This window comes from Streptomyces sp. NPDC002054 (assembly GCF_040296685.1).
GTDB lineage: Bacteria > Actinomycetota > Actinomycetes > Streptomycetales > Streptomycetaceae > Streptomyces.
Window position 1 is genome coordinate 59758 of record NZ_JBEOXT010000038.1, and the last position, 15013, is coordinate 74770.

Annotated in this window: 17 protein-coding genes and 5 tRNA genes; 8 read left to right on the forward strand and 14 right to left on the reverse strand. The window is 70.8% G+C overall.

All coding sequences use genetic code 11. The features are described from left to right. Positions 1–49: 49 nt before the first annotated feature. Complete coding sequence (secE, locus tag ABT123_RS29910) at positions 50–331, reverse strand: preprotein translocase subunit SecE (protein WP_150212225.1); 282 nt, start codon at positions 329–331, stop codon at positions 50–52. A gap of 105 nt (positions 332–436) precedes the next feature. Next, positions 437–509: transfer RNA gene (locus tag ABT123_RS29915), tRNA-Trp, on the reverse strand. 326 nt (positions 510–835) lie between these two features. On the opposite strand from ABT123_RS29915, the gene ABT123_RS29920 reads away from it, so the two are divergent. Together ABT123_RS29920 and ABT123_RS29925 are read left to right on the forward strand one after the other, a co-directional pair. Next, positions 836–2062, forward strand: coding sequence for a pyridoxal phosphate-dependent aminotransferase (locus tag ABT123_RS29920; RefSeq protein ID WP_351320302.1), 1227 nt, complete (start codon positions 836–838; stop codon positions 2060–2062). Positions 2063–2209: 147 nt separating this feature from the next. Beyond that, positions 2210–3229 carry an adenosine deaminase gene (locus tag ABT123_RS29925; RefSeq protein WP_351320304.1) on the forward strand — a complete coding sequence of 340 codons (1020 nt, stop codon included), beginning with the start codon at positions 2210–2212 and terminating at the stop codon, positions 3227–3229. 27 nt (positions 3230–3256) lie between these two features. On the opposite strand, the gene ABT123_RS29930 is transcribed toward ABT123_RS29925, so the two are convergent. The 10 genes from ABT123_RS29930 to ABT123_RS29975 form a co-directional block, all read right to left on the reverse strand. Continuing rightward, positions 3257–3628: a hypothetical protein gene (locus tag ABT123_RS29930; protein WP_351320306.1), complete on the reverse strand. Its 372-nt coding sequence runs from the start codon at positions 3626–3628 to the stop codon at positions 3257–3259. A gap of 45 nt (positions 3629–3673) precedes the next feature. Continuing rightward, a complete protein-coding gene (locus ABT123_RS29935) occupies positions 3674–4729 on the reverse strand; it encodes a UDP-N-acetylmuramate dehydrogenase (RefSeq protein ID WP_502971091.1) in 1056 nt (351 codons plus the stop codon). 77 nt (positions 4730–4806) lie between these two features. Next, positions 4807–5205: a DUF3291 domain-containing protein gene (locus ABT123_RS29940; protein WP_351320310.1), complete on the reverse strand. Its 399-nt coding sequence runs from the start codon at positions 5203–5205 to the stop codon at positions 4807–4809. 42 nt (positions 5206–5247) lie between these two features. Then, the gene (locus tag ABT123_RS29945; protein WP_351320312.1) at positions 5248–6708 is read right to left on the reverse strand and encodes an MFS transporter; all 1461 of its coding nucleotides are present in this window, start codon (positions 6706–6708) and stop codon (positions 5248–5250) included. 78 nt (positions 6709–6786) lie between these two features. Beyond that, positions 6787–7356 carry a TetR/AcrR family transcriptional regulator gene (locus ABT123_RS29950; protein ID WP_351320315.1) on the reverse strand — a complete coding sequence of 190 codons (570 nt, stop codon included), beginning with the start codon at positions 7354–7356 and terminating at the stop codon, positions 6787–6789. 120 nt (positions 7357–7476) lie between these two features. Further along, on the reverse strand, positions 7477–7905 hold the full coding sequence (locus ABT123_RS29955) for a MaoC family dehydratase (protein WP_351320317.1): 429 nt from the start codon (positions 7903–7905) through the stop codon (positions 7477–7479). Position 7906: 1 nt separating this feature from the next. Then, positions 7907–8359: an FAS1-like dehydratase domain-containing protein gene (locus ABT123_RS29960; protein ID WP_351320319.1), complete on the reverse strand. Its 453-nt coding sequence runs from the start codon at positions 8357–8359 to the stop codon at positions 7907–7909. A 119-nt stretch (positions 8360–8478) separates the two neighbouring features. Beyond that, a complete protein-coding gene (gene rpmG / locus ABT123_RS29965) occupies positions 8479–8643 on the reverse strand; it encodes a 50S ribosomal protein L33 (protein ID WP_007265873.1) in 165 nt (54 codons plus the stop codon). A gap of 89 nt (positions 8644–8732) precedes the next feature. Beyond that, positions 8733–8805, reverse strand: a tRNA-Met gene (locus tag ABT123_RS29970). Between the two features lie 48 nt (positions 8806–8853). Further along, positions 8854–8926, reverse strand: a tRNA-Thr gene (locus ABT123_RS29975). A gap of 263 nt (positions 8927–9189) precedes the next feature. Here ABT123_RS29975 and ABT123_RS29980 point away from each other — a divergent pair. Both ABT123_RS29980 and ABT123_RS29985 read left to right on the forward strand, forming a co-directional pair. Continuing rightward, entirely contained in the window at positions 9190–10440 is a 1251-nt protein-coding gene (locus tag ABT123_RS29980) for an amidohydrolase family protein (protein WP_351320321.1), read from the forward strand. Between the two features lie 43 nt (positions 10441–10483). After that, positions 10484–11140, forward strand: coding sequence for an SDR family oxidoreductase (locus ABT123_RS29985; RefSeq protein ID WP_351320324.1), 657 nt, complete (start codon positions 10484–10486; stop codon positions 11138–11140). A 45-nt stretch (positions 11141–11185) separates the two neighbouring features. On the opposite strand, the gene ABT123_RS29990 is transcribed toward ABT123_RS29985, so the two are convergent. Continuing rightward, positions 11186–11623 (reverse strand): DUF3574 domain-containing protein, encoded by a 438-nt coding sequence (locus ABT123_RS29990; RefSeq protein ID WP_351320326.1) that lies wholly within the window; start codon positions 11621–11623, stop codon positions 11186–11188. A 127-nt stretch (positions 11624–11750) separates the two neighbouring features. On the opposite strand from ABT123_RS29990, the gene ABT123_RS29995 reads away from it, so the two are divergent. Next, positions 11751–12410: an HNH endonuclease family protein gene (locus tag ABT123_RS29995; protein ID WP_351320328.1), complete on the forward strand. Its 660-nt coding sequence runs from the start codon at positions 11751–11753 to the stop codon at positions 12408–12410. Positions 12411–12499: 89 nt separating this feature from the next. Here the strand turns inward: ABT123_RS29995 and ABT123_RS30000 are convergent. After that, positions 12500–12581: transfer RNA gene (locus tag ABT123_RS30000), tRNA-Tyr, on the reverse strand. A gap of 201 nt (positions 12582–12782) precedes the next feature. Between ABT123_RS30000 and ABT123_RS30005 the strand changes: the two genes are divergently transcribed. The 3 genes from ABT123_RS30005 (at position 12783) to ABT123_RS30015 (ending at position 15012) form a co-directional block, all read left to right on the forward strand. After that, the gene (locus tag ABT123_RS30005) at positions 12783–13271 is read left to right on the forward strand and encodes a YajQ family cyclic di-GMP-binding protein (protein ID WP_150209206.1); all 489 of its coding nucleotides are present in this window, start codon (positions 12783–12785) and stop codon (positions 13269–13271) included. Positions 13272–13336: 65 nt separating this feature from the next. Next, a tRNA-Ala gene (locus tag ABT123_RS30010) sits at positions 13337–13411 on the forward strand. Positions 13412–13572: 161 nt separating this feature from the next. Continuing rightward, the gene (locus tag ABT123_RS30015; protein WP_351320330.1) at positions 13573–15012 is read left to right on the forward strand and encodes a SulP family inorganic anion transporter; all 1440 of its coding nucleotides are present in this window, start codon (positions 13573–13575) and stop codon (positions 15010–15012) included. Position 15013 lies beyond the last annotated feature (1 nt).

Below are 15013 nucleotides of genomic sequence, written 5' to 3' on the forward strand. Positions count from 1 at the left end.
AACATGCGAAAACGGGCGGCACCCATCAAGGCGCCGCCCTCCGCGGGGATCAGCCGAAGACGAACTTGATGGCTTCCTGGAACCCATAGTCAATCACGGTCACCAGACCGATCATGATGAGCACGAAGACAATCACCACGGTGGTGTACGTCGTCAGCTGGCTGCGAGTCGGCCAAACGACCTTGCGGAGCTCCGCAACGACCTGGCGGTAGAACAGCGCGAGACGGCCCAGAGGGCCCTTCTTTCCGCGCTTGCCGCCCTTGCGGGCCTTCTTCTCGCGGGTCTCATCCTCGGCATCAGGCATGTCGATGGAGCCCAGGGCGTCCGTCACGTCTCTCACCTGAATCCGGGTCATGGCCGTGCCGCGCCCGGTTGAGCCGCACGGCGGTGCATCGAAGTACGTACCTGCGCACACATCCGGCGAGGGAGTGTGGAGCAGGGCCGGAGGGACTCGAACCCCCAACCGCTGGTTTTGGAGACCAGTGCTCTACCAATTGAGCTACGACCCTTTGCGTCCCCCAACCTACCGCATCCGAGCGGGTGCACGGAGTACACGCGATCCGAAGCGGCTGCTGAGGTCCAACGACAGGTGAGTGTACGTGTTCCGAGGCCCGACGTCGAACAGGTTGGATCACGGGGTGGATCAAGGAGTGGATCACGGGTGGATCAGCGGCTGGGCCAAAGACGCCCTGGAGAGCTCACGGAGCCGGTCCGGAGCCGCTCCCGAGTCGGCTCGGAGACCGTTCGGAGACCGTTCGGAAACGCTACGGAGGCTTTCCGTCCGCTCTCTGGAACGGGGTGCCGCAGCGGATTTCCGTCTGGGACGATTGGCCGCATGACCTCTGCAACGCCTTCCTCCGAGCGCCGGGTATCCGCCCGTATCGGCGCCATCTCCGAGTCCGCCACGCTCGCCGTGGACGCCAAGGCCAAGGCCCTCAAGGCCGCCGGGCGCCCGGTGATCGGCTTCGGGGCCGGTGAGCCCGACTTCCCGACTCCCGACTACATCGTCGAGGCCGCGGTCGAGGCCTGCCGCGACCCGAGGTTCCACCGCTACACGCCGGCCGGCGGCCTCCCGGAGCTGAAGAAGGCCATCGCCGAGAAGACCCTGCGCGACTCCGGGTACCAGGTCGACCCGGCCCAGGTCCTGGTCACCAACGGCGGCAAGCAGGCGATCTACAACGCCTTCGCCTCCATCCTCGACCCGGGCGACGAGGTCATCGTCCCGGCCCCGTACTGGACCACCTACCCCGAGTCCATCCAGCTCGCCGGCGGTGTCCCGGTCGAGGTCGTCGCCGACGAGACCACCGGCTACCGGGTCTCCGTCGAGCAGCTCGAGGCCGCGCGCACCGAGCGCACCAAGGTCGTCCTGTTCGTCTCCCCCTCGAACCCGACCGGTGCGGTCTACAGCGAGGAAGACGCCCGTGCCATCGGCGAGTGGGCCGCCGAGCACGGCCTGTGGGTGCTGACCGACGAGATCTACGAGCACCTGGTCTACGGCGACGTGAAGTTCACCTCGCTGCCGGTGCTGGTGCCCGCGCTGGCCGACCGCTGCATCATCGTCAACGGCGTCGCCAAGACGTACGCGATGACCGGCTGGCGGGTCGGATGGGTCATCGGCCCGAAGGACGTCATCAAGGCCGCGACCAACCTGCAGTCGCACGCCACCTCCAACGTCTCCAACGTGGCGCAGATCGCCGCGCTGGCCGCCGTCTCGGGCAACCTGGACGCCGTGGCGGAGATGCGGACGGCCTTCGACCGCCGCCGCCAGACCATGGTCCGGATGCTGAACGAGATCGACGGCGTGGTCTGCCCGACCCCCGAGGGCGCCTTCTACGCGTACCCGTCGGTCAAGGCCCTGCTGGGCAAGGAGATCCGCGGCAAGCGCCCGGCCTCCTCCGCCGAGCTCGCCTCCCTGATCCTGGACGAGGTCGAGGTCGCCGTGGTCCCGGGCGAGGCCTTCGGCACCCCCGGCTACCTGCGTCTGTCGTACGCCCTGGGCGACGAGGACCTGGTGGAGGGCGTGTCCCGGATCCAGAAGCTGCTGGCCGAGGCCAAGGCCTAGAGCGGCCCGCGGCCCGGTCCGGAGCGGCGGCACCCCTGTGGGGGCGCCGCCGCTCCGGCGTTTCCAGGGCCCTGGATTCATGTTCGGGCAAGGTCTCGTTCAGGTAATGGGCTGCCGAACGGGTGATGTGTGCGGCAGGATCACCGGATGGAGCACGTACGCGATCTCACGCTTCTGCCGAAAGCCCATCTGCACCTGCACTTCACCGGGTCGATGCGCCCGTCGACCCTGCTGGAGCTCGCCGACAAGTACGGCGTACGGCTGCCCGACGCACTGACCGCCGGGGAGCCGCCCAAGCTGCGCGCCACCGACGAGCGCGGCTGGTTCCGCTTCCAGCGGCTGTACGACGCGGCGCGATCGTGTCTGCGGGAGCCGGACGACATCCGGCGGCTGGTCCGCGAGGCCGCCGAGGAGGACGTCCGGGACGGCGGCGGCTGGCTGGAGATCCAGGTCGACCCCACCTCGTACGCGCCGCTGCTGGGCGGGCTGATTCCGGCCGTCGAGATCATCCTGGACGCGGTGGAGACCGCATCGCGGGACACCGGTCTCGGCATGCGGGTGCTGATCGCCGCGAACCGGATGAAGCACCCGCTGGACGCCCGCACCCTGGCCCGGCTCGCGGTCCGCTACGCCGACCGCGGGGTGGTGGGCTTCGGGCTCTCCAACGACGAGCGGCGCGGCATGGCCCGCGATTTCGACCGGGCCTTCGCCATCGCGCGCGAGGGCGGGCTGCTCGCGGCCCCGCACGGCGGGGAGCTGACCGGGCCGTCCTCCGTCCGGGACTGCCTGGACGATCTGCACGCGGCCCGGATCGGGCACGGTGTCCGGGCGGCCGAGGACCCGCGGCTGCTGCAACGGCTCGCGGACCGGCAGATCACCTGCGAGGTCTGCCCGGCCTCCAATGTGGCGCTGGGGGTCTACGAGAAGCCGGAGGACGTGCCGCTCCGCACGCTCTTCGATGCCGGGGTGCCGATGGCGCTGGGCGCCGACGATCCGCTGCTGTTCGGGTCGCGGCTGGCGGCACAGTACGAGATCGCCCGCCGGTACCACGGGTTCACGGACGCGGAGCTCGCCGAGCTGGCCCGGCAGTCGGTGCGCGGTTCGGCGGCGCCGGAGGACGTACAGGCGAAGCTGCTCGGCGGAATCGACCACTGGCTGGCCGGCTGAGGCCTGGCTGGGAGCCCGGGCGGACGCTCAGCGGGTGAGGCGCAGGTCGCCTTGCCAGCAGTCGGCGCGGACCCGGTCGCCGTCGGCGAAGCCGACCTCCAGCAGGGTCCGGCCGGTCGTCGGGTCGGCGAACTCGGCGACGGCGGTGACGATGTCCCCCAGATGGCGCAGGAACGGGTGCTCGCCGAGGTCCTCGCCGACTTCGATCCGGCCCCACTCGCCCATGTCGTACGGCTCGTGGGGTTCGGCGCATTCCACGATCAGGCACCAGTCGGAGCCGGTGCTGATCCGGGTGGACTCCCCCTCGCTGTCGATCAGCCAGATGTCGAGGGGGGCCTCGGAGCGTTCGCCGTCATAGACGTGCCAGGACGCGACGATTCTGCGGATCGAGCGTCCCACCAGGCGGGTGGGGTCCGTACCGGCCCCGTGCAGGGGACACCGCATTCAGATGCTGACGCCGACCGTCACCGGCTCGTTGACCAGGGTGACGCCGAAGGCGGCATGGACGCCGGCGACGACCTCGCGGGCGAGGGCGAGCAGGTCCTCGGTGGTGGCTTGGCCGCGGTTGGTGAGGGCCAGGGTGTGCTTGGTGGAGATCCGGGCGGGGCCGGTGCCGTAGCCCTTGGTGAAGCCGGCCTTGTCGATCAGCCAGGCCGCGCTGGTCTTCGTACGGCCCTCGCCGGCCGGGTAGGCCGGGGGGACGGTCTCGGCGCCGAGCCGCTCCTGGACCCGGGCGAGGAAGTCGGCGTACGCCCCGTCGGTCAGGATCGGGTTGGTGAAGAAGGAGCCAGCGGACCAGGTGTCGTGGTCGGCGGGGTCGAGGACCATGCCCTTGCCGGACCGCAGCCGCAGGACGGTTTCGCGGGCGGTGGCGGCCGGGACCCGGTCGCCGGCCTCGACGCCGAGGGCGCGGGCGGTCTCGGGGTACTTGATCGGCGCGGAGAGGCCGCCGGCGTCCTCCAGGGCGAAGCGGACGCGGAGGACGACGTACCGGTCGGGCTGGTCCTTGAAGGTGCTGTGGCGGTACGAGAAGGCGCACTCGGCGTTGCTGAGGGTGACCGTTTCGCCATGGGTGCGGTCGTAGGCGACCACCTCGGTGATGGTGCTGGAGACTTCCTGGCCGTACGCGCCGACGTTCTGGATCGGGGTGGCACCGGCGGAGCCGGGGATTCCGGCGAGGCATTCGATGCCCGCGAGTCCGGCGTCCACGGTGCGGGCGACGGCGTCGCTCCAGTTCTCGCCGGCGGCGAGCTCCAGGGTGGTGCCCTTGAGGTCGAAGCCGGTGGTGGCGATGCGCAGGGCGGTGCCGTCGAAGCCCCGGTCGCCGATGACCAGGTTGCTGCCGCCGCCGATGACCAGGAGGGGGGTGCCGCTGCGGTCCGCGGCGCGGACGGCAGCGACGACCTCGTCGTCGCTGGTCGCGGTGACCAGGCGGGTCGCGGGGCCGCCGAGGCGGAAGGTGGTCAGCGGGGCGAGGGGGGCGTCGTGGAGTTCCTGCACGTGGACAAGAGTACGGTCCGTGGCCCCGGCTTCCCGGCTGGGCCACGGACCGCAGTGTCCGGGCATGCTCCCGGCGATCAGTGGGCCGACTTCTGTTCGGCGAGCCGACGCTCGGCTTCTTCCCAGGTCAGGGGGAGGTCGGAGGCCTTCGCGGACCAGAAGGTGAAGGCGGATTCCCTCATGTACGCGGCAGCCGCGCGGGAGCTGGTGCGGTGCGGCTCGCTGCGGGCGAAGCGGTAGAGGGCGTCGCGGTCCTGCCAGGCGGAGAGGGTCAGGAAGGTGCGGGAGCCGACCCGGGCCCGGAGGCCGGCGCCGTGGGCTCCGGGGGCGGAGCGGATCTGCCGGATGATGCCGGGCGACTTGAGGAAGAACTTGATCGCGCCGAACAGGGTCTCGGTCTCGAAACGGGAGGCCATGACGTAGACCTCGGCGTCGGGAGCGGGAGCGGTGGGGGTGATCCACGGGATGTCGGGCATGGTCGTATTCCTTCCGTGTCAGGGTCAGTGTCAGTGTCAGTGTCAGGCGGGGATCTTGACGGTGCTGTGGGCGGTGGACCGGTCGGCCGCGGGCTGATCGGCTGCGGGACGGTCGGTGCTCGTGCGGCGGCCGGGGATCAGCAGGGCGAGCAGGGCGGCGACGCCGACCGCTGCCGCGCCGATCCACACGGCGGGGACGGTGCCGTCGGTGAAGGCCTGCGGGGTCTCGTAGCCGCCAGTGGCGGAGAAGACCGAGGCCAGGACCGCAACGCCGAGGGCGCCGCCGACCTCCCGGAGGGCGTTGTTGGCCCCGGAGGCAATGCCCTGCTCGGCGGGGCTGACGGTGGACATCAGCACGTTGGCGGCGGGGGCGAAGTACAGCGCCATGCCGATGCCGCTGAGGATCAGGGCGGGCAGCTGGGCGGCGTAGGAGACGTTGGCGCTGAGGACTCCGGCGAACCAGGCCAGGCCGGCGGCCTGGAAGGCGAGGCCGGCGGCGACCACCGGACGCCCGCCGATGCGGTCGGAGAGGATGCCGGCGATCGGGGCGACGACCATGGGCATGGCGGTCCAGGGCAGGAGGCGCAGGCCGGCCTCGGTGGGCGAGTAGCCGAGCACGCCCTGCATGAACTGGCTCAGCAGGAAGATCGAGCCGAACATGCCGAGGTACATCAGCAGGCTGGCGACGTTGATGCCGAAGAAGCCGCGGTTGCGGAAGAGGCGCATGGGGAGCATGGCGTTGCGGTTGCGGAAACCGTGGAGGACGAAGCCGCCGACGAGGGCGCTGCCGGCGATCAGGCCGGTCAGGACGGGCGCGCTGGTCCAGCCGTGGGCGTGGGCGTTGACCAGGCCGTAGACGATGCCGAAGAGGCCTCCGCTGATGAGCAGGGTGCCGGGGATGTCCAGGCGGGCCCCGGGGGCGGTGGACTCGGCGAGGCGCAGGCGGGCGAGCGGGATCAGGGCCAGGCCTATCGGGACGTTCAGCCAGAAGATCCACTGCCAGGAGGTGTGCTCGGTGAGGCTGCCGCCGATGAGCGGGCCGCTGGCGACGGCTACGCCGCCGACGGCTCCGTAGATACCGAGGGCCATGCCGCGGCGGGCGGCGGGGACGGCTGCGGTGAGCAGGGTGAGGGTGAGCGGCATCATGATCGCGGCGCCGAGGCCCTGGACGGCGCGGGCGGCGATCAGCGCGTCGACGCCGGGCGAGAGCGCAGCTGCGGCGGAGGCGCCGGTGAAGATCGCGAGTCCGGCGATGAAGAGCCGGCGGCGGCCGAAGCGGTCCCCGAGGGCGGCCCCGAACATGAGGAGGACGGCGAAGGTGAGGGTGTAGGCGTTCACCGTCCATTCGAGGTCTTCCAGCTTTCCGCCGAGGTCCGCGCGGATGGCGGGGAGGGCGGTGGTGACGACGAGGTTGTCGAGGGCGGCCATGAAGCTGGCGGCGCCGGTGAGGACGAGCGCCCAGATGGCTGGTCCGCGGAGCTTGGCGTCTTGCTGGGTGGTCACGATTCCCCCTGAGGATGTTAGTTATTGCTGACTAACTTTCGTGCACAGAAGAATGCGCCGCAGGAGCACAGGGAGCGCCTACTCTTCCGGGTCGCCCTTGTCCTGGGCCGAGGGGTAGAGGCCCTCCCAGACCCGGTGCCCGGGCGGGAAGCCCATGGCGCCGAGGGTGTTGATGAGCATGCCGTAGGCCATGAAGGTCGTGGTCTCCTTCACGTCGGCACCGAGGGGCAGGTGGACGGTGTCCCAGAGCTCCAGCCAGCCGGCCCGGACGAGCTCGCCGAACTCGCGGTCACCCGCCGCCTCGGCCGCCGCGACGGCCACGTACGTCTGGAGCTGCATCTGGAGCTTGTCGGGGTCCTCGGCGATCAGCCGGGTGTATGCGTCGGCCATGGCCCGCAGGGCCTCCTCGCCGTGCAGGCCCTCGGCGGCCTCGGCGAAGACCCGGCGGGTGTCGGCCAGGCAGCGGGAGGCCGCCGCGTCGAAGATCGCTTGCTTGTTGGGGAAGAGCCGGAACAGGTACGGCTGCGAGACACCGACCCGCTTGGCGATCGCCTCGGTGGAGGTGCCGTGGTACCCGCCGCGGGCGAACTCGTGCGTCGCCGCACGGATGACGCTCTCGCGCCGCTCGTCTGCGCTCATCCTTGCCATGGCAATAAGTTAGTACTCAATCACTAACTACGTCAACGGAAAAAGCGGCGCCGCACGCCGGACGGATGCCGGGCGGGACGCCGCTTCGGTGGGATCGGTGGAAAGCCGCAGGTCAGGCCGTCAGGCCAGCTGCACCACGGCCCGGGACATGCCGAGGACCTTCTGGCCGGCGCTCATCGCCGTCAGGTCCACCCGCACCCGGTTGTCTTCCAGCAGCGCCGCGACCTTGGCACTGACCTCGATCAGCGCACCCTCGTCGTCGTTGGGGACCACGACCGGCTTGGTGAACCGCACCCCGTACTCGACGACCGCGCCCGGGTCGCCCGCCCAGTCGGTGACCACCCGGATCGCCTCGGCCATGGTGAACATGCCGTGCGCGATGACGTCGGGCAGGCCGACCTCCTTGGCGAACTTCTCGTTCCAGTGGATCGGGTTGAAGTCGCCGGAGGCACCCGCGTACTGGACGAGGGTGGCGCGCGTCACGGGGAAGGACCCGGCCGGCAGCTCGGTGCCGACCTCGACGTCCGCGAAACGGATCTGTGCGGTCATCTCAGGCCTCCTCGGCGGCGCGGGAAACGAGCTTCGTCCAGGCCGTCACCACGTGCTCGCCGGTCTCGTCGTGAACCTCGCCACGGATGTCGAGGATGTCGTTGCCCGCCAGGGACTTGATCGCCTCGATGGTGGAGGTGACGGACAGCCGGTCACCGGCGCGCACCGGGCGGGAGTAGACGAACTTCTGGTCCCCGTGCACCACGCGGCTGTAGTCCAGACCGAGCTGCGGGTCCGCGATGACCTGGCCCGCCGCCTTGAAGGTGATGGCGAACACGAAGGTCGGAGGGGCGATCACATCCAGGTGGCCGAGCGCCTTGGCGACATCGGGATCCGTGTAGGCAGGATTGGCGTCGCCCACCGATTCGGCGAATTCCCGGATCTTCTCCCGGCCGACCTCGTACGGATCGGTGGGCGGATAGGTCCGCCCCACGAAGGACTGGTCGAGCGCCATGGCTCACTACCTCCTGTTGAGAACGACACAAGGGCGGCACTTTCGGAAACGACACGAGGCCGTCCCCCCGGAAGGGGACGACCTCATGACGGTGCCTGTATTCGAGACTTCGCCAGTGACTAGCGGGTCTCGCGGTGCGCGGTGTGCGAGTTGCAGCGCGGGCAGTGCTTCTTCATCTCCATGCGATCCGGGTTGTTACGCCGGTTCTTCTTGGTGATGTAGTTCCGCTCCTTGCACTCCACGCAGGCCAGCGTGATCTTCGGGCGGACGTCGGTGGCAGCCACGTGAGTGCTCCTTGGACGGACTAATGGACGGATGAACGCATAAAAGAGTAGCCGATCGGGAGACCGACCCCGCAATCGGCTACTGTGTGTAGCGGCGACCGGACTTGAACCGGTGACACAGCGATTATGAGCCGCTTGCTCTACCGACTGAGCTACGCCGCTTTGATGTGATCACTTCCCCACCCGAGGGTGGGGAACCTCTCTCACCAGAGCCCCAATGCGGAATCGAACCGCAGACCTTCTCCTTACCATGGAGACGCTCTACCGACTGAGCTATTGGGGCGAGCAGGGAAGACATTACACGGCCTCCCGCCGATCGCCCAAATCCTTTGCCTGAAGGACCTCCCGCACAGGTTTCGCCGCAGGTCCGGGGTGTCCCGAGGGTCTCCTGGGGCGGGCGTGGCGCCAAGGCGCGACACCGGTACGACTATTCGGCTCTTCCGTGAAGCGGGCAGCCCGGCGCCCTAGGCTCTGAGCACGCTGCGTGATCTTGGGCCGTGGCCTCGGCCATGGCTCAGGAACCGCCCGAGCCACCGCAGGAGCGCGATGCCCGACAGCCACGCACACGGACACGGTGCCGCGCACGGATCCGCCGCCGAAGCGACCACCCTGCTGCTCACCGGAGCCCGCCTCACGGACGGCCGGACGGTGGACGTCCGGCTCGGCGCCGGCCGCATCCAGGCCGTCGGCACCGCGGGCAGCCTGCCCGGCCCCGGGCCCTCCCGGGTCGATCTGAGTGGCTATCTGCTGCTGCCCGCCCCCGCGGAGCCGCATGCCCACGGGGACACCGCGCTCACCGCCGACACCGAAGGCCCCGTGCCGTACACCACCGACGAGGTGCAACGCCGGGCCACCGAGGCGGCCCTGCTCCAGCTCGGCCACGGCGCCACCGCCGTCCGCTCCCACGTCCGGATCGGCGACGTCCACGGACTCGCGCCGATGGAGGCGGTCCTCCAGGCCCGCCGCTCGCTGCGCGGCCTGACCGACCTGACGGCCGTGGCGGTGCCCCGGCTGTTGACGGGAGTGGCGGGGGCGGACGGGCTGGCCATGCTCCGGGACGCGGTGAAGATGGGCGCCGCGGTGATCGGCGGCTGCCCCGACCTGGACCCGGACCCGACCGGCTTCACCGAGGCCGTACTGGAGCTGGCGGCCGAGCACGGCTGCCCGGTGGACCTGCACACCGACGGGGACGATCCGGCCCGGCTGGCCCGCCTGGCGGCCATGGCGGGGGGCCTGCGCCCCGGGGTCACCATCGGCCCCTGCGGCGGCCTCTCCCGCCTCCCCCTCGACGTGGCGACCCGCACCGCCGACCGGCTGGCCGCGGCCGGCGTACGGGTCACCTGCCTGCCGCAGGGCGACTGCGCGGCCCTGGAACGCCGGAGCCTGCGCACCGCTCCGGTCCGGCTGCTGCGCGCCGCCGGGGTGCGGGTCGCGGCCGGCAGCGGGGCCCTGCGCGACGCGGGAAACCCGGTCGGCCGCGGCGACCCGCTGGAAGCGGCCTACCTGCTCGCCTCCCAGGGCGGACTGCGGCCGGCCGAGGCGTACGAGACGGTCAGCGCGGCAGCCCGGTCGGCGATGGCCCTGCCCGAGATCCGGGTGGAGGCCGGCTTCCCGGCGGAACTGCTGGCCGTACGCGGGGACGGGATCGCGGGGGTCCTGTCCCTGGCCTACAGCCGGATCGTGATCCACCGGGGCCGGGTGGTGGCCCGGACCAGCGCCGTCCGGGAGTACTGCGACTCGGCGGTGGCGGTGGCCCTGGACCTCCCCCGGCAGGGCCGTATGGAGCCGGGGCCCTGAGCGTGCGCGGGCGCGCACGGGCGGCTCGTCGTACGGTCGGGGCATGCGCATCGTCATCGCTGGTGGACACGGTCAGATCGCGCTGCGGCTGGAGCGGCTGCTCACCGCGCGCGGGTACGAGGTCGCGGGCATCATCCGCGATCCGGCGCAGGGCAACGACCTGCGGGAGGCCGGCGCCGAACCGGTGCTGTGCGACCTGGAGTCCGCCTCCGTGGAACACGTCGCCGGCATCCTGCAGGGCGCGGAGACGGCCGTGTTCGCCGCGGGCGCGGGCCCGGGCAGCGGGACCGCACGCAAGGACACGGTGGACCGGGGCGCGGCCGTGCTGTTCGCGGACGCGGCCGAACGGGCCGGGGTGCGGCGGTTCCTGATGGTCTCTTCGATGGGCGCCGACTCCCACCACCCCGGCGACGAGGTCTTCGACGTCTACCTGCGCGCGAAGGGCGAGGCGGACGACCACCTCCGCACCCGGCTCGGCCTGGAGTGGACGATCCTGCGCCCGGGTTCCCTGACCGACGAGCCGGGCACCGGCCGCATCCGCCTCGAGGCACACACCGGCCCGGGCCCGGTCTCGCGCGACGACGTCGCCGCGGTTCTGGCCGAACTCACCGACACCCCGGCGACGGCGGGCCTGACCCTGGAACTGGTCGAGGGCACCACTCCGGTGGAGGTCGCGGTGAAGGACGTGGCCGGCAACTGACCGACCGGCCCCGCGGGTCAGAAGTCCGCGGTCACCCGTCCACGTTCACCAGTCCACGGTCACCGGGTCGTCGGACCGGCCGACGGAGTCCTGCCGAAACTCGTCCTGGTAGGCACGCCGGATCCGCTCGATGCGGGGGTCCCGCTCGTCGGCGGCCTTCTCCGGGTACAGCAGGATCAGCTCGTAGGAGGTCTCCCGCACGATCCGGCCGTCGGCGCCCCGCCACTGCCCGTACCCGTCCTGCAGGGTGAGCCCCTCCGGGAAGGCCGGGGTGACCTCCCGGTCGAGGAACCGCATGAACTCGGGCCTGCCGATCTCTCCCCCGCCGGGCCGCTGCATCCCGAAGTACAGCCGGGTCTCCCTATAGGGCTCGCCCTCGTCGGTGTGCAACGCGGCCCCGACCAGAGCCGGCACCCCGGCGGCCAACAGGGCCGCCAGCACCCCGCCGCCCACTTTGCCTCGCGCATCAGAAGTCCACTTCACGCGTGGACAACGACCGTGTGCCGGGGACGATACGCGCCGCCGCCACTGGTGAACTGGCGCGTCTATTTGGCGCAGTTGTTCGAGTCAATGCACTCGATCGAGTGGCGGGCCACCCACCCTGCTTCTCGTGATCAAGAACCTCATGCGCGCTGTTTCGGCAGCAGCACTCGCCGTCCTGCCCCTCACGACGGCCACTCCGGCGCACGCCGTCGAAACCCTCCCCCTCGCCCAGGCGGTGAAGGCGGTCCCCCTCGCCGCCGAGTCCCGCGAGGGGTACCAACGCACCTCGTTCAAGCACTGGAACGCCGGGCAGATCCCCTCCGACGGCTGCAACACGAGAGCAGAGGTACTGCTCTCGGAGGCGACGCAGATTCCGCAGATCCTCCCCGGCTGCAAACTCTCCGGCGGAATGTGGTGGAGCTACTACGACGCCAAGTGGATCACCTCCGCTTCCGCCCTGGACGTCGACCACATGGTGCCGCTCGCGGAAGCCTGGGACTCCGGGGCCTCCCAGTGGACCGCGGAGCGGCGTGAGGCATACGCGAACGACCTCGGCAGCGAACGCTCCCTCGTCGCCGTATCAGCAGCCTCGAACCGCAGCAAGGCCGACCAGGACCCCGCAGAATGGCTGCCGCCGGCCACCGAGGTCACCTGCCGGTACCTGTCGGAATGGACCGCGACCAAGCTCCGCTGGGGCCTCACCCTCGACATCGCCGAGCAGGAAGCCCTGACCCAGCTCGCAGAGGCATGCCCCACCACCACCGTCACCTACGAGCGCGCCCCGTAAAGCGACTGCCGCCTGGCCCGTGGCCGGCCCGCACGCACTGTTCGCATGCGAGAAGACCCCCGCGCACTGCACGGGGGTCTCACATCGCGTGGCGGCGCCAGGATTCGAACCTGGGTAGGCTAAGCCGACGGATTTACAGTCCGCTCCCATTGGCCACTCGGGCACACCGCCATGGGATGTCGCCGGGGATTCCGCCTGTCGACGGTGCTCTCTGGCAACGACGTAAACGATACCCGATGCCGGAGGGTGCTTCGCCACCGGATTGATCAGCACTTGTGGCGGGCGCGGTGGCTAGGCTTTGCGGTGCGGAGCGGGGATGTCCGGTCCGCGTCCCCCGAGCACATTGCAGCCGACTTCAAGGAGCCACAGCACATGGCCGACTCCAGTTTCGACATCGTCTCGAAGGTCGAGCGGCAGGAGGTCGACAACGCCCTCAACCAGGCCGCCAAGGAGCTCTCGCAGCGCTACGACTTCAAGGGCACCGGCGCCACCATCGCCTGGTCCGGCGAGAAGATCCTGATGGAGGCGAACTCCGAGGAGCGGGTCAAGGCCGTCCTCGACGTCTTCGAGACCAAGCTGGTCAAGCGCGGGATCTCCCTGAAGGCGCTGGACGCCGGCGAGCCGCAGCTGTCCGGCAAGGAGTACAAGATCTTCGCCTCGATCGAGGAGGGCATCTCCCAGGAGAACGCCAAGAAGGTCGCGAAGATCATCCGTGACGAGGGTCCCAAGGGCGTCAAGGCCCAGGTCCAGGGCGACGAGCTCCGGGTCAGCTCCAAGAGCCGGGACGACCTGCAGGCCGTGCAGGCCCTCCTCAAGGGCAAGGACCTGGACTTCGCGATCCAGTTCGTGAACTACCGCTGATCAAGGTCTCGCACCGGGAAAATCCTGGGCGGGCAGTCGGGTTGGCTGGTTAGGATCATGGCAAGGCGGGGTCGTAGCACAGAGGTAGTGCGCCTACACAGCATGGAGGAGGACGCCGGTTCGAATCCGGCCGCCCCGCCCCCTCACCACCTTTTCTGAAGCCGGCCGGCGCTCGCCCGGTCGTGTGCGGGGCGTGCGCGCCGCGCGCCCCCTTGTGGGCCCCCTGTGGTCACTTATGCGTGGACTGGTGCAGCCACCACGCTGGGTGCCGACCATCACCGTGTGGACAGGGGGTTCTCTCATGCCAGGGGCCGGCACATTCCGCGAAGACTTCGGGGCCTCCGTCGTCGTCGCGCTGGTCGCGCTGCCGCTCTGCGTGGGAGTGGCCGTGGCCTCCGGAGTACCGGCCGAGCTGGGAATCGTCACCGGGATCGTGGGCGGCCTGGTGACCGGGTGGTTCCGCGGGAGCGCCTTGCAGGTCAGCGGACCGGCCGCCGGGCTGACCGTGCTCGTCTACGAGGCCGTACGGGCGTACGGGCCGGCCTCGCTCGGGGTGCTGGTGCTGGCCGCCGCGGTGGTGCAGCTGGGCATGGGGGTGCTGGGGCTGGGGCGCTGGTTCCGGGCGATCTCGGTGGCGGTGGTGCACGGGATGCTGGCGGGGATCGGGCTGGTGCTGATCGCCGGGCAGCTGTACGCCCTGGGGGACGCGCCGGCCCCGGGCGGGACCCTGGAGAAGGTCGCCGGGCTGGGCCACCTCCTCGGGCAGGCCGACTGGGACGCGGTCGCCCTCGGTGCCGGAACCGTCTCCGTGATCGTCGGCTGGCGCCGGATGCCCGCACGGCTGCGGATCGTGCCCGGGGCACTGGTCGGGGTGGCCGCCGCCGCGGTCGTGGCCTGGTGGCTGCACATGCCGGTCGACCGGGTCGAGGTGGAGGGCGTGCTTGCCGCCGTGGCCCCGCCGGCCGCGGCGGACTTCGGGGTGCTGGCTTCGGCCGGCGCGGTGGGCACCGTGGTCGCCCTCGCCCTGATCGCCTCCGCCGAGACGCTGTTCAGCGCTGCCGCCGTGGACCGGATGCACGACGGGCCACGGACGGACTACGACCGTGAGCTGCTCGCGCAGGGGGTGGGCAATGCACTGTGCGGGCTGCTGGGTGCCCTGCCGATGACCGCCGTGATCGTGCGCAGCTCGACCAATGTGGAGGCCGGGGCGCGCACCCGGGCCTCCCGGATCCTGCACGGCGGCTGGCTGCTCCTCTTCGCCGTCTGCGTTCCCGGGCTGTTGGAAGTGGTGCCGCTGGCGGCCTTGGCGGGGGTGCTGCTGCATGCCGGGTGGAAGCTGCTGCCGGGCCGGGCGGTCGTCGGGCTCTGGCAGACGCACCGGGGCGAGGCCGTGGTGCTGGTGGTGACGGCCGGGGCGATCGTGGCCACGAACCTCTTCGAGGGAGTGCTGGTCGGGTTGGGCCTGGCCGTGTCCAAGGCGGCCTGGGACACCTCCCATGTGCACATCGAGCAGGCGTGGGAGGGGGAGGTGCTCCGGGTGCGGGTGGCGGGCAACGCCAGCTTTCTGCGGCTGCCGAAACTGCTCGATGCGCTCGACGCCCTGCCCGCCGACCGGCCGGTGCGGATCGACCTCAGCGGGCTGCGCCATTTCGACCACGCCTGTCTGACCGCCCTCGACGGGTGGGAGCGGCAGCGGGCCTCCGCCGCACCCGGCCGGAAGGGCGCCACCGAACCCGGCTAGG

Bases quoted from the DNA above. Each gene is read 5' to 3' on its own strand.
- ABT123_RS29920 (WP_351320302.1), top strand. From the start codon at position 836: ATGACCTCTGCAACGCCTTCCTCCGAGCGCCGGGTATCCGCCCGTATC.
- ABT123_RS29925 (WP_351320304.1), top strand. From the start codon at position 2,210: ATGGAGCACGTACGCGATCTCACGCTTCTGCCGAAAGCCCATCTGCAC.
- ABT123_RS29940 (WP_351320310.1), bottom strand. From the start codon at position 5,205: ATGCCCGACATCCCGTGGATCACCCCCACCGCTCCCGCTCCCGACGCC.
- ABT123_RS29950 (WP_351320315.1), bottom strand. From the start codon at position 7,356: ATGGCAAGGATGAGCGCAGACGAGCGGCGCGAGAGCGTCATCCGTGCG.
- ABT123_RS29955 (WP_351320317.1), bottom strand. From the start codon at position 7,905: ATGACCGCACAGATCCGTTTCGCGGACGTCGAGGTCGGCACCGAGCTG.
- ABT123_RS29960 (WP_351320319.1), bottom strand. From the start codon at position 8,359: ATGGCGCTCGACCAGTCCTTCGTGGGGCGGACCTATCCGCCCACCGAT.
- ABT123_RS29980 (WP_351320321.1), top strand. From the start codon at position 9,190: ATGCCCGACAGCCACGCACACGGACACGGTGCCGCGCACGGATCCGCC.
- ABT123_RS29985 (WP_351320324.1), top strand. From the start codon at position 10,484: ATGCGCATCGTCATCGCTGGTGGACACGGTCAGATCGCGCTGCGGCTG.
- ABT123_RS30005 (WP_150209206.1), top strand. From the start codon at position 12,783: ATGGCCGACTCCAGTTTCGACATCGTCTCGAAGGTCGAGCGGCAGGAG.
- ABT123_RS30015 (WP_351320330.1), top strand. From the start codon at position 13,573: ATGCCAGGGGCCGGCACATTCCGCGAAGACTTCGGGGCCTCCGTCGTC.